Here is a 13,056-nt window from a genome sequence, read left to right as displayed (position 1 = left end):
CATGAAGGAGGGGTTGAGGTTGGCTGAAGAAAAATCGTGGAGAGATCGGTGTAATCCGTTATACCTTCCATTGGTGACTGTATTCCCCCTGGAAGGATGGCTTTTGGTCAAATCCCATCCGTTTTCAGGAGTAGAAATAAGTTTATATATAGTCGGCATCTTTTTTCTTGTTTTTGCAGGTGCTGTTGAAATAGATGACGAAGCAAGGAAGCACCAAGTCTACGGGTATATTTACCTGGCCTCGGCACTCATTTTTGCTAGTCTCGGGCTATCCATGTGGCTATTATAAGTCAGATGAAAAATAGCCACGGTAAAATCATTGGAATCATAATGATGATGGTTAAAATCAGCCAAGCACTCTGGTTATCACTAGTCAGCTGCTTCCGATATGACATCGCCCATGCCAATAGAAGCAGCACCGTCATAATCATACTTCTAATATGAAGTTCCCCATCCTTATTATTCATGAATATATAAACAGTACCTTCTGCAATAATCAACAAACCGACGAGTATATTGAAAATATGAGTAAACCACTTACTCATTCGGCATCCTCCTCAAATGATTGTTCAGTTTATATCCTTCCCAAGTATATTACACCCTATTTTTTTAAGAAAGAAAAGTATCTTTTTTAAACAACAAAGCCAGCAAGGTCCACTTTCAGAACCTCGCTGGCTATAATTTATCGATTAATCTTTTTAATGCTTGTGTCACTTGGTATATTGACCTATCTTGTTTAAGCACGTGCCAGTAATCAGAATAAAAATATACTTCAAGCAGAGTGTCATTATTACTCTTCAATTTCAGTGCACCATTAATCTCGGTCGTTTCTTCTGTTTCTTGCGCTTGAGGGGAATTTTTCATCGCCTTTAGGAATTGACGGATATCCCCTTCCTGCTCAACCCTGTATGACGTCCGTTCTTCCCCATCCAAACTGTAATAGGTAAGCGTCAAAGGGCGTTCATAATCACTCCAGCTATGGGGAGTGATGGCATCTTTACTGAAAACGACAGGATTAAAAAAGTACCTTTGGTCAATATAGACGACACAACTGGCAATCAATGTCACGATTCCAATCAACACTAAAAGTTTTCTCCCCATCCTCTCACCTCTTTACCATGTCTATCATAACATAAAATAGGTATTTTATTCCAATTTATCTGTATGTAAATTCAATAAAATATGATTGTATACTATATACTACGGAAAAAAATGGAGATAGTTTCATATAATTATAAAAAGTTCCTATATAAATACAAAAAAAGATAAAAAAACAGGAGTGATGCCCACTCCTGTTTCTTATCTTTATTCAGGGAAGCCTAAAATTGTTTTCGTTTCCAAATACTCTTCAATTCCGTAATCTCCCCACTCTCTTCCGATGCCTGACCGTTTATAGCCACCGAATGGAGCAGCAAAATCAGCTTCAGCGTCATTCACTTTTACACGCCCAGCCCTGATTCCTGAAGCTACCTTTCTTAGGTTCTCTGGATTTTCACCGACCACGTAGCCCGCTAAACCATAATACGTATCATTAGCTATCTCAATCGCTTCATCAATGGAATCATAGGTAATGATGGACATGACCGGTCCGAAAATTTCTTCCTGAGCAATTACCATGTCATTTTTCACATCTGTGAAGACAGTCGGTTTTGCATAATAACCTTTATCCAATCCTTCAGGTTTACCTGTTCCACCGACAAGAAGAGTAGCTCCTTCTTCCTGTCCTTTTTCAATATATGATTGGACAGTATCCCACTGTTTCTTCGCAACCAAGGGACCAGTACGATTGTCTTCTCGTGGATTTCCAACCGGGAATTCAGGAAGAACATTTTTAACAGCCTTTTCAAAGGATTCCTTCATGGAAGATGGAACAAGAACACGAGTTGCTGCGGAACAAACTTGACCGGTGTTTGTAGCAATATGTCCAACCGCTGTTCTGGCAGCTTGCTCAACATCTGCATCATCAAGGACGACAAGTGGCGATTTCCCACCTAACTCAAGGGCAAAGTTTTTGATTGTTTCAGATGCATTTTCCATAATTTTTTGACCGACAGCTCCTGAACCTGTAAACGATACAAAATCGATATCCGGGTGAGAGCTGATTCCATTACCGATCACTGAGCCAGAACCATTCACTAAATTAAATACACCCTTCGGTACACCAGCCGCTTCAAATATTTCTGTTAAAATGACAGCAGCGAACGGCGTAAGCTCTGCAGGCTTCAATATGACAGGACTACCGGCAGCAAAAGCACTTGCAATCTTAGTGGACGTCTGATTTGTCGGGAAGTTCCAAGGTGTAATAAGACCACTGATACCGACCGTATCTTTCATGACGATATGCCCGCCTCGGTTTTCAATGAAAGAAAATTCCTTCAGTGATTCTGCCGCTTGGGCAAAATGATTATACCCCATCATATAATGTACATTTTCTGATACCGACAAGGGAGAACCCAATTCGTCTGTAATCGTTTCGATTATATCGTCTTTTCTTTTTTCATATTCCTGGGCAATTCTTTCTAGTAATTCAATTCTTTCCTGTTTTGAAGTTTGAGAAAAAGAAGGAAAGGCAGCACGGGCTGCTTTTACAGCTTTATCAAGATCTTCTTTCGTACCTAGACTGATGGTACCGATGACTTCTTCTGTAGCGGGATTGATGACATCTTCTGTCTCATCCCCTGTTGAGTCTATCCATTCTCCATTTATATAGTGCTTCAAGTAGTTACGCATTTTACACGTCTCCTTTAGTAAACGAATTTTTTATCGTTCTGAAAGACTGTAACCGTTTTTTTCCACTTTCAAACATTATCTGTTCTCTGCTCCACTTCTCAAAAGCACTTTACTCCTCTATAATTGGTACAACAATAAGGAAAGGTGAGGAATCATGTCTTCGACTAATCAACAAATCCAACAATATCTGACTAAAAACGAGGACAAGGCTCGATTACTTGTCAGTTGTCCCGATCAACCGGGGATCGTATCAAGCATTTCCAAATTTTTATATGAACATGAAGCCAACATTGTAGAATCAAGCCAGTATACAACAGACCATGTTGAGGGGACCTTTTTTCTCCGCATCGTTTTTGCATCGAATAATATAAAAGATAAAGAAACAATGTTGAAAAGAGACTTCCAATCCATTGCTGACCAATTTGACATGAATTGGCGAATGAGCTTTTTACACAATTTAAAAAGGACAGCCATTTTCGCCTCCAAGGAACTTCACTGTCTAAGGGAATTATTATATGAATGGGAAAGCGGAGATCTCATGACAGATATCTCGCTTGTAATCAGTAACCATGAAACAGGACGAGAGCTGGTCGAATCCTTCGGTATACCTTTTCATTACATCCCAGCAAACAAAGATATCCGGAATGAGGTGGAAGCAAAACAACTTGAATTACTTGAGGAGTATAAAATCGACTTGATCGTTTTAGCCCGATATATGCAAATCCTTACACCAAAGTTTGTAGCGACTCATCCTTCAAGCATTATTAATATCCACCATTCGTTCTTGCCGGCATTCATTGGAGCGAGCCCTCATAAACGGGCTTATCAACGTGGAGTCAAACTGATCGGCGCAACCTCCCACTATGTCACAGATGATTTGGACGAAGGACCTATCATTGAGCAAGATGTCATTCGAGTAGACCATCGCAATAGTGTCAATGATTTGAAGAAAAAGGGAAGACTGATTGAACGCAGTGTATTAGCACGAGCTGTGAAATGGGAAATCGAAGATCGCGTCCTCGTTCACGAGAATAAGACAATCGTTTTTTAAGCGAATGAGTAAAGGACAATGGCTTTTGGTCACCTTTCTGTCTATAAACAAAACCTGGTCCCCTTCCAGGTTTTGTTTTTTTATGAAATTCTCCTTAACCTGGACATAGAATGTTCGTAGAGAGAAATCTTTCTGTGGAGGCGATCTACATGATCCATACGGTTAAACCCGGGGAAACTTTAACGCAAATCTCAAGAGACTACCGTACTCCTCTTGGAGAAATACTGTCTGTAAACCAAATCCCAAATCCTAATTTGATTTATCCCGGCCAAAGACTCGAAATCCCTGGTTTTCCCCCGATAGAAACCATCCCTTATAGGATCGATATATCTGTTAACAATCGTCAATTACGCTTATATAAAAATGGGATATTACAAAAACAATATCCCATCGCTGTTGGCAGAATGCTGTCCAACACTCCCACCGGAAATTTCATAATCATAAATAAAGCACCCGATCCGGGCGGCCCATTTGGGACGATGTGGATGAGCTTGTCCAAAGAACACTACGGCATACACGGTACAAATAATCCAAGTTCTATTGGTAAAGCAGTATCCAAAGGCTGCATCAGGATGTTCAACGATGATGTTGAAGAACTAGCCAGGACTATTCCAATCGGTACGCCTGTCACCATTCATCTTTAGCTCATAAAGAATCAACCAAATTATTCTATGTTCGTCTGCACCAGATACAGAAAGGGGAGGGGGAACAGGAGCTGAGCGGGGTTAGGTCCAGTGATTTCCCAAATAAAAACGAGCTCCCCCTTTCCTTCCTAACAGAAAATAGAAGCCTCCGAAAACTTTACATTAAAAGAGAATGGCAAAGCCCATCACCTTTGTAATTATGTGGCTACTGAAGAACTGCGAATTTCTGAGTTATACATCAAAGAAAAAGCTGAGTTGGGCGATTTTATCGTTCAACTCAGCTCCTCTAGATTGAAAAGGTTTTTTCAGTAGCCTCGTAATTACTGCCCTCTTTTTTCATCTCGATCAATCGTACTTGTAACTTCTACGCCATTCAATGCTTGAGTGGCCAGACGATCTGCTTCCCGGTTATCTTTACGGGTGATGAGTTCAAAACTTGGAGTAATACCCATTTGCTCCAACTTTTCATCAATTCGCTCCGCCCAATTCAATAAAACGTCATCCATAGTCGGCCATTCTTCATTCAATTGCTTAATGACCACTTGTGAGTCCCCTGAAAAAGTTACCGGAAGATTTTTCACGTTAAGCATTTCCAGTTCTTGGATGGCCAAGTATAGAGCTGCATACTCCACCTCATTGTTTGTAGCAAGTTCCTCCACTTTTGCATTTTTCCTTAATCTCATGGATTTACCATTTTGCTCATAATAGATGGCACATCCTAACCCTGACTTACGGTTGTCGATTTCAAATCCTCCATCAAAATAAACGGTCAGATGATGTGGCTCTTTTTCTAAACCTGCCAGATACTTTCTCAAATCCTTCATCTTCCATGTCGTATCATAGTTATCTACAAAAGTTATACGATGTGCTCTGCCCGACCGCTCTAAATCCTCAGCAATGAGAAGTGCCTCCCCCACTGACATTTCTTCTGATTTGAAAAAGGCCTCTGTTTTCTTCGGGGTCTTATATGTAAGTTCGATTGTGATTTTCATTTCATTCCCTCCTTTTCCGTTTAATTACCTCTTCCTTTAATTGTACCCTCCTATCTGCCTCATTATTTAAAAACTCCTTTACTAGATGTGTTTGTAAAAGCCTGTCGCTGTACCTTCAAATCCATAATGACGATAAATTTCATGGGTAGCCTCTCTTTCTTTCCTGTTGCCACTGTTCAGCATCACTGTAGTCGCATCATTTGCTTTCCCCCATTGCTCTGCTGCTTTCATAAGCTTCCCTCCAATACCCTTGCCCTGACTATCTTCATATACAGCAAAGGCAATGACTCTAACATGAGGTTCATCCGTATGATATGCGTAACTCAATCTCATCCCTATCATACCTGATAGTTTCTCATTTTCCTCCCATACAAACGTTTGGTACTCTTCCTTAGAAAAGATCCTTTCCATTCTGGTTCTCATCTTTTCTACTGTTGTTGGATATCCTAAAGTTTTCATCAATGGCACAAGAGCTTCTGCATCTCTGGTATTTGCTTCCCGTAACATGACAAGTACACCTCTTTCCTTTTAATTTTCACCTTAATATTCGCAGTAAAAAACCTGAAGATCATAGTCGACCTTCAGGTTTTTCGTCATTTCTAGACGTTTTCTTTTTGGCGGAGTTCTACACGTCTGATCTTCCCTGATGTTGTCTTAGGCAATTCTTTAATGAATTCTACTTTTCTTGGATATTTATAAGGAGCGGTCAAGTCTTTAACATGGCTCTGTAATTCCTTGGTTAAATCTTCGTTTGCTTCATATCCATCCTGCAAGACGATATAGGCCTTGACGACGTTCCCGCGAACTTCATCCGGGCTCGCTACAACCGCGCACTCTTGGACAGCCGAATGTTTGACGAGTGCATCTTCAACTTCAAAAGGTCCGATGGTATAGCCGGAACTGATGATAATATCATCACTCCGACCTTCAAACCAAAAGTATCCATCTTCATCTTTTGCTGCTTGGTCCCCAGTTACATAATAATTTCCGCGCCTTGACATTTTTGTTCGTTCTGGATCTTTGAAATATTCTTTGAAAAGCGCCGGGGTATCCAGATGAACGGCAATATCTCCCACCTCCCCCGGCCCTACTGGAGCTCCCATTTCATCAATGATCTCCACTTGATTTCCCGGGGTTGGCCGTCCCATTGAGCCTGGACGCACCTCCATATCTTTCATAATACCAACAAGAAGTGTATTTTCTGTTTGACCATAGCCATCCCTGACCGTAACATTAAAATGGTTTGTGAACGTATCAATGACTTCTCTGTTTAATGGTTCACCGGCGGAAACAGCACTGTGCAATCCTGATAACCTATAATCTGATAAATTATCGACTTTCGCCATCAAACGGTATTCTGTCGGTGTACAGCACAGCACATTCACCTCGTGCTCGTCCATCAAGCTCAAGTATTTCTTCGGGTCGAATTTACCTTGAAAAATCAGGCCTTGTGCCCCTGTACCTAACACCGACAAGAACGGACTCCAAATCCACTTTTGCCAGCCTGGACCAGCTGTAGCCCACACGGTATCACCATCTTTGATTGCGAGCCATTTATCTGCAGCGGTCTTCAAATGAGCATATCCCCACCCATGTGTGTGGACGACACCTTTAGGATTCCCAGTGGTTCCTGAAGTGTATGATAGAAATGCCATATCATCTCTTGAAGTATCAGCGAGCACCATCTCATCACTGTAATCTTCCATCAACTCATCGAGAGCGAGCCAGCCTTCCTTAGACCCGCCTACAGAAAAAGTGATAAGTCGTTCGAATTCTTTCACATCGTGAAATTGATCTGTGAAGGGATGATAGCTCACCACAGCGCTGACTTCACCATGTGATACACGGTATTGTAGATCTTTTGTCCGCAACATTTCAGAACTCGGGATAACTACAAGCCCTGTTTTAAGAGCAGCAATATAGACTTGATATGCCTCAATCAGCCTTGGAATCATCACGAGCACTTTATCCCCTGGTGTAAGACCTTGCCCAAGGAAAGCGTTTCCAATTTTGTTTGCATTCTTCATCAATTGATCATATGTAACTTCTCTTTTTTCTCCTTGTTCGTTCAACCATAACAATGCTTTGCGACCAGCTTCATCCGCAAACTTCTCCATTTCTGAGACAACATTGTATCTTTCAGGAGCAATCAATTCTTCTCTGTTCATTTTCTATTCCTCCCCTTTAATGAGCGACTGTTCAGTTTGGTTCATTTCCATTATATCAAGTTTTCTAAATCTTTCAAATACTATATTTGACCACAGGAAACAGAATTGCCCTTATTAAATTGACAGATAATTAAACCTTCTCCTATAATGAGATATAAGAAAAAGAAAGGACCGTGGCTGAATGGAAACACGTCCAATGAAGATACATACGCTGACACCAAAGCTCGCTCTCTTCATATCGACCTTTATGATCATCCCTTTTCTTTTTATTTCATTTGTGACTAATAATTTCAACTATACGATTGCGTCGGTCATTACGCTCTTACTCATAAACCTTACAGCTTTCATTAAGATTTTACGCCTCAAAAAGAAAAAGAGCCTTTGAGTTGTATTTCACACAACCTAAAGGCTCTATTTCTTATCTATATACTCGAACCGATCTCTTTCATCCAAAGACATATAACGAAGACTCGCTTCCATATGTTGATCGATTAAATGAAGTAACCGTCCGAGGTTTTTCCCTCTGAAAGCTTCCAATATTAACTCATGTTCTTTAAAACGTTTCTTTTCATCAAGATTTTCATCGAAAAAGACATCATATAACATTAAATAGACATTTATTTGATCAAGAATCCGCTCCGTAAAATCGATGAGGAAAGAGTTTTTAGTCTTTAAAGCCAACGACATATGAAACTGTTTATTGACTTCTAAATATTGCAGGATATCTTTTGTCTCGTAGGTCTTTTTTTCATGCTCTATCCACTCACTCATTTGGAGAAGATCATCTTCTGAGATCGTTTCATGAATTAACTCAGCTGTCATTTTCTCTAAGTGGCGTCTCATATCAAATGCCTGGCGTATCTCATCTCTCGTGGGCTGGACCACAAAAGCACCACGATTGGAAACGATTTTGACCAGCCCTTCACTTTCAAGTCTGTTCATAGCATTGCGAATCGGCGTTCTAGAAACTTTAAGTTCTTTTCCAATCGCTTTCTCGACAAGTTGAGTACCCGGAGCAATTTTTCGGAATAAAATAAATTCCTTCAAATATTCATATACATCCTCTGTCCGTGATTGTCTCTCTTTTACGGTATCAGTAAATGTTTGTCTTCGGATGATATCCCACCTTTTATGCTAAACGTTTGAAGTTTTCACCAAGAATTTCATTCATTGAATGGACGGTGATAAAGGCTTGCTCGTCCACAGATGTCATATATTTTTTCAAGCGAGTATAATCTTTCCGACTTAATATCGTCGTAATCACTTCTTTGTTTTCTTGCCTAAACGCACCTTTAGCCTGGTGAATGGTCGCTCCTCGTTTCAATTTATTTACGATGAAGTGGCGTACCAGCTCACTTTCCCGACTGATAATGACGATTTCCTTATTATCTTCAAACTGTTGCAACATATAGTCGATGACGAGTCCGTTTAAAATCACTCCGAAGAAGGCGTACATCCCCACAGTAGGACCAAATAGGAAAATCGACGATGTAGCAATAGCGATGTCTGAGAATAGAACACCTTTCCCGACTTCGATAGAAAAGAATTTATTCAAGATCATAGCAAGGATATCTGTTCCGCCTGTAGAAGCTCCCTGATGAAAAACTAATGCCATACCAGAAGCAGCGATAATTTGACCGATGATCAACTGGATCAATAAGTCATTGCTCAAAGCTTCCTGCATTGGAAAATAGGCTTCTAGCCCCCATACCATGAAGGACAAAGCGAAACTTGCATAAATCGTTTTGAGTCCAAACTGAAATCCTAAAAAGATAAAACCGACAATGAATAATATGACATTCAATATAATCATAATAAGACCAAGTGACAGGTCTGGGAACACTTTATTCAAAACGATTGATAGACCACTGACTCCTCCTGTAGCTAAATCATTCGGTGACAAGAAGAAATGAACATTTATTGCTACTCCTAGTGAACCTAAATTCATTAAAAGAAATGACCACACTTTATTAAACATCAGAAAGCCTCCTTTTCTGTGGTATATGAAAAATTTGTCGAACGAAAATTGTAGTACAATCGGGATTATAGAGCCCTTATAACCGTTTGTAAACAGCTTTGTTCAGAAAAAAATATTTTATTTTTTGTAAGCGATTGAAGGCTAAATTTTCAAAAGATTAAGTGTTGTGAAACCATTTTCTTTGGAAAGAATATTTTATAAATTATCAAAAAATGCCGATATTTATAATATGCAGTCAATTTGTGAGGATAAGGTTTTCGTTAGTTATCCAAAAGATATTCCAGTCTATTCCATTACTATTCACCCATGTTTTTGGTGTTATGGATTAATTAATAAGCGTATGGGAGATAAACCAGGAATTGCACACTAAACCGATTGACGCGATTCATTGCATTAGAATAGAACATAAAATCATATACTTGGCAACCGCCTGGCAAGCCCTCCATAGCTGTGGAAATACTAAAATTCCCAGACAGCAAAAAAGCATCAACACTTCGAAGTGTTGATGCTCCCCTACTATATTTATTTTGGTAAGCGTACAGTAACAGTCGTCCCTGCTCCTTTTTGACTCTCATATGAAATAATTCCGTTCAAATCAGCAACGATTTTCTTCGTTACCATGACACCCAAACCCGTTCCTTTCTCTTTGGTAGTAAAGAAAGGCTCACCGATTTTAGTAAGTTCTTGGGATGTCAGTCCTGGACCATTATCTCTAACGGAAAGCGTTAGCTCTTCGCTTGACATTTCAATACTCACCCGGACTTCTCCACCTGAATCTACAGCATCAATCGCGTTTTTGACAAGATTGATCAAAATCTGATTCATGCGTTTCGGCTCTGTTTCAAATGTACCCTGAGTTGTTTCACAATCAAACAAGAGAAGAATCTGCTTTTCATTCGCTTCAGGCTCCAACAGCCTTAATACATAAGAGACCAGTTGCTCAGGATCGACTTGTTCAAGCTGGAGGGAGGACTTCGGCTTAGACAACATCATGAAATCCTGGACAATCGCTTCAATCCGATTGACTTCATCCAAAATGATCTCTTGGTAATTATCTCTCAATTCAGGGTTTGCTGCGCCAATCTGTAAGAATCCTTTGATAGCTGTGAGAGGGTTTTTAATTTCATGAGCAATGCCGGCAGACATTTGAGTAATCGTAGAAAGCTGTTGAGATTTCTCCTTGAATTCCAACATCTCTTTATATTCCGTCACATCTTCATGGATACCAAGGACGTAGGATTTACCATTGTAGTCAACGGGGAATCCTTTTGTTTTAACCCATTTTGACACTCCATCCATACTTTCCACCCGATAATCGATTTCCCGCTCCTGTTCGGCCATCTGGTGAAATGCGGCCGTTACTTTCTCCCGATCAGCCTCATGAATACATTTCATGATGATAGTTGGATTTTCCAAGACCTCACGCCTGGAAATTCCGAACAGGCTTTGAAAAGCCGGGCTGATATAGTGAAGCTCATCATCTTCCGGCTGACTGATCCAAAAGACATCTTTCATATTATTAGCGAGTAAAGCGAATCTTTCCTCTGAGTTTCTCAATGCTTCTAAATGTCTTTTATACTGCGTGACATCCTGAAGGAAAACTGTTATCCCCAATGCTGTCGGATGGACAGTGACTTGGACAGCGAGTTCTGTCTTTTTCAAAAATCCCTCAAATTCTATCGTTTCCTGTGTTTCCATAGCTCTTAAGTAGTTCTGAAAAAAATAATAGTATTCATCAATCGGGAAGATATCCCATAACTTCCTTTCATAATTATCAAAGAAAGATACACCTGTCAAATCCTCCATTTTTGGATTCGCATAGGTAACTTCCCAATTATGATTGATAATCGCTAAGCCATGGGGGAACTTGTCTACCAATTGAGTCATACGATGATTCGACCGGGCGTGATTAGTTTCGGAAAAATGAATGGTTTGTCTCTTCCCTTGCTTTCCGGTGAATTGATTCAAGGGGGGACGCTTCTCTTCATTCTCCTTAGAAGAGAGAGTCAATGGTTCTGGAGTTATCGGTTGTTGTTCAACTGACCTTCTCAATGTAAATGTAATTTGTCCATTTGTAAGATGAACCATTTTACAGTGATACTCCTGTAGATTATTTTTGTCCGTCAACTGGACAGACGTTTCCCGTAAACCTTCAGTCAAAAGCTCATGCAACACTTGTTGCAAGCGGTGTTGAGCAGTATGACGGAAGCTGCGGATCCATTGAGAGAACGACATGTCTGTTTTTTCCAGTTGAAGAGTTCCCTGCATTTCCTGATTGAGCGTTACTGTCTGTAAGCGCAAATCCAGTAAGCATGCCGGTGTACCATTCAAACTTAAAACATCCAAAATTTCCCCACTATGAACTTGGTCAGAATACCTCTCTCTTATTACCAATATTAAGACCTCTTTCCTTTTAGCCGTTCAATATTTTCCAGTACAGTTTTTATTATAACGTAATCAAGTGAAATTTTGAATATTTCCAAATGAATTAACCTTTATTTTTCTTAATATTACATAATATGGTACCGTTTGCAAAAATATGACTGTTTTCTTCATCCTTCTATACTGCGCCACAAAGTTAAGGAAGCATAGCTCAAGTAAGGTTCCCAATTTTCACTCCAAGATTCCATTTGTTGGATCGTCGGCTTTTTGTCCATGCCAAAATAAAATTTAAGCGCGTTCTGAATTCCAATATCAGCTTTTGGAAAAAGATTCTCCCGTCCTACTCCAAACATAAGCCAGTTCTCAGCCGTCCAAGGACCAATACCTCTAATTTTCACTAACGTCTTCATGATATCCTCATTAGACTCTTCAGAAAGTTCCTGTAAGTCCAACTCACCATCAGCAATCAAACGTGAAGTATCAATTACATATTCTGCTTTCCGTTGACTGAATTGAAGCTCCCTCAATGTATCATACGATGTTTCTGCCACTGTTTGAGGAGAGGGATAAAACCAGACACCATCTTTTTTACTACCTAGTTTTTCAACAAATCGTGTACTCAAAGTATAAGCGAATTTCATATTCAGCTGTTGGTGTATGATGACTTTCATCAAACAGTCATATAAATGAAAATCTTTGACGATCGGTGTCCCCGGGTGTGCTGAAAACAATTGTTCTAGATTGGTTCCTAAGAAATGACGGTGGACCTTTTTTATGTCTTTGTCCCACTGGAACAAATCCTTAATATGGTCCAGAATAGCTTCTTTTTCTTCCTCACTTTCACTCGAAACCTCAAAACCAGGTTCAACTGTCGTCCCTAGCCCCTGGACACGGGCAATGTGAAAATCGCCTTCTAACTTGACGGGAATATCAACCCAACGTTCCTCCTTATTCAACTGAGTCAATGGATCAAGTTGCCAACGAAGGAGAGTGTAATCAAAATCATAAAAACTAGTTGCTTTAAATCTTTCTTTCCACAAGTGAAATTTCCTCCTTTTTCCTATCTTTTTTTATCAAAAAACTCATAATAGGCAAATTGAACCACCCTTCA

Annotated in this window: 13 protein-coding genes; 3 read left to right on the top strand and 10 right to left on the bottom strand. The window is 40.0% G+C overall.

From position 1 onward, the window contains the following. The first annotated feature begins 19 nt into the window (after positions 1 to 19). Entirely contained in the window at positions 20 to 289 is a 270-nt protein-coding gene (locus ACTWPX_RS08910) for a hypothetical protein (protein ID WP_443119419.1), read from the top strand. Between the two features lies 1 nt (position 290). On the opposite strand, the gene ACTWPX_RS08905 is transcribed toward ACTWPX_RS08910, so the two are convergent. The 3 genes from ACTWPX_RS08905 to ACTWPX_RS08895 all read right to left on the bottom strand — a co-directional run bounded on the left by ACTWPX_RS08905 (position 291) and on the right by ACTWPX_RS08895 (position 2,730). Further along, complete coding sequence (locus tag ACTWPX_RS08905; RefSeq protein WP_128524074.1) at positions 291 to 545, bottom strand: hypothetical protein; 255 nt, start codon at positions 543 to 545, stop codon at positions 291 to 293. 130 nt (positions 546 to 675) lie between these two features. After that, positions 676 to 1,101, bottom strand: a complete 426-nt coding sequence (locus ACTWPX_RS08900; RefSeq protein ID WP_128524076.1) for a hypothetical protein — start codon at positions 1,099 to 1,101, stop codon at positions 676 to 678. A gap of 204 nt (positions 1,102 to 1,305) precedes the next feature. Further along, positions 1,306 to 2,730: an aldehyde dehydrogenase family protein gene (locus ACTWPX_RS08895; RefSeq protein ID WP_443119418.1), complete on the bottom strand. Its 1,425-nt coding sequence runs from the start codon at positions 2,728 to 2,730 to the stop codon at positions 1,306 to 1,308. 154 nt (positions 2,731 to 2,884) lie between these two features. On the opposite strand from ACTWPX_RS08895, the gene purU reads away from it, so the two are divergent. Beyond that, positions 2,885 to 3,781 (top strand): formyltetrahydrofolate deformylase, encoded by an 897-nt coding sequence (purU, locus tag ACTWPX_RS08890; protein ID WP_443119417.1) that lies wholly within the window; start codon positions 2,885 to 2,887, stop codon positions 3,779 to 3,781. A 149-nt stretch (positions 3,782 to 3,930) separates the two neighbouring features. Beyond that, positions 3,931 to 4,425 (top strand): L,D-transpeptidase family protein, encoded by a 495-nt coding sequence (locus tag ACTWPX_RS08885; RefSeq protein WP_443119416.1) that lies wholly within the window; start codon positions 3,931 to 3,933, stop codon positions 4,423 to 4,425. Between the two features lie 320 nt (positions 4,426 to 4,745). On the opposite strand, the gene ACTWPX_RS08880 is transcribed toward ACTWPX_RS08885, so the two are convergent. From ACTWPX_RS08880 to ACTWPX_RS08850, 7 genes are all read right to left on the bottom strand, one after another. Then, the gene (locus ACTWPX_RS08880) at positions 4,746 to 5,417 is read right to left on the bottom strand and encodes a reverse transcriptase-like protein (RefSeq protein ID WP_443119415.1); all 672 of its coding nucleotides are present in this window, start codon (positions 5,415 to 5,417) and stop codon (positions 4,746 to 4,748) included. Between the two features lie 81 nt (positions 5,418 to 5,498). Beyond that, positions 5,499 to 5,924, bottom strand: coding sequence for a GNAT family N-acetyltransferase (locus ACTWPX_RS08875; RefSeq protein ID WP_443119414.1), 426 nt, complete (start codon positions 5,922 to 5,924; stop codon positions 5,499 to 5,501). A gap of 92 nt (positions 5,925 to 6,016) precedes the next feature. Continuing rightward, the gene (mbcS, locus tag ACTWPX_RS08870) at positions 6,017 to 7,585 is read right to left on the bottom strand and encodes an acyl-CoA synthetase MbcS (RefSeq protein WP_443119413.1); all 1,569 of its coding nucleotides are present in this window, start codon (positions 7,583 to 7,585) and stop codon (positions 6,017 to 6,019) included. A 411-nt stretch (positions 7,586 to 7,996) separates the two neighbouring features. After that, positions 7,997 to 8,701, bottom strand: coding sequence for a GntR family transcriptional regulator (locus ACTWPX_RS08865; RefSeq protein ID WP_443119521.1), 705 nt, complete (start codon positions 8,699 to 8,701; stop codon positions 7,997 to 7,999). 13 nt (positions 8,702 to 8,714) lie between these two features. After that, positions 8,715 to 9,563 carry a YitT family protein gene (locus ACTWPX_RS08860; RefSeq protein WP_128524090.1) on the bottom strand — a complete coding sequence of 283 codons (849 nt, stop codon included), beginning with the start codon at positions 9,561 to 9,563 and terminating at the stop codon, positions 8,715 to 8,717. A gap of 522 nt (positions 9,564 to 10,085) precedes the next feature. Then, entirely contained in the window at positions 10,086 to 11,957 is a 1,872-nt protein-coding gene (locus ACTWPX_RS08855) for an ATP-binding protein (RefSeq protein WP_443119412.1), read from the bottom strand. Between the two features lie 158 nt (positions 11,958 to 12,115). Continuing rightward, complete coding sequence (locus ACTWPX_RS08850) at positions 12,116 to 12,985, bottom strand: DNA-3-methyladenine glycosylase family protein (RefSeq protein WP_443119411.1); 870 nt, start codon at positions 12,983 to 12,985, stop codon at positions 12,116 to 12,118. Positions 12,986 to 13,056: the final 71 nt, after the last annotated feature.

It is taken from the genome of Halobacillus sp. H74 (genome assembly GCF_052246715.1).
Classification (GTDB): Bacteria; Bacillota; Bacilli; order Bacillales; family Halobacillaceae; genus Halobacillus; species Halobacillus litoralis_A.
Note: the sequence above shows the minus strand (reverse complement) of the source record. Positions and strands in the feature narration are given on the sequence as shown.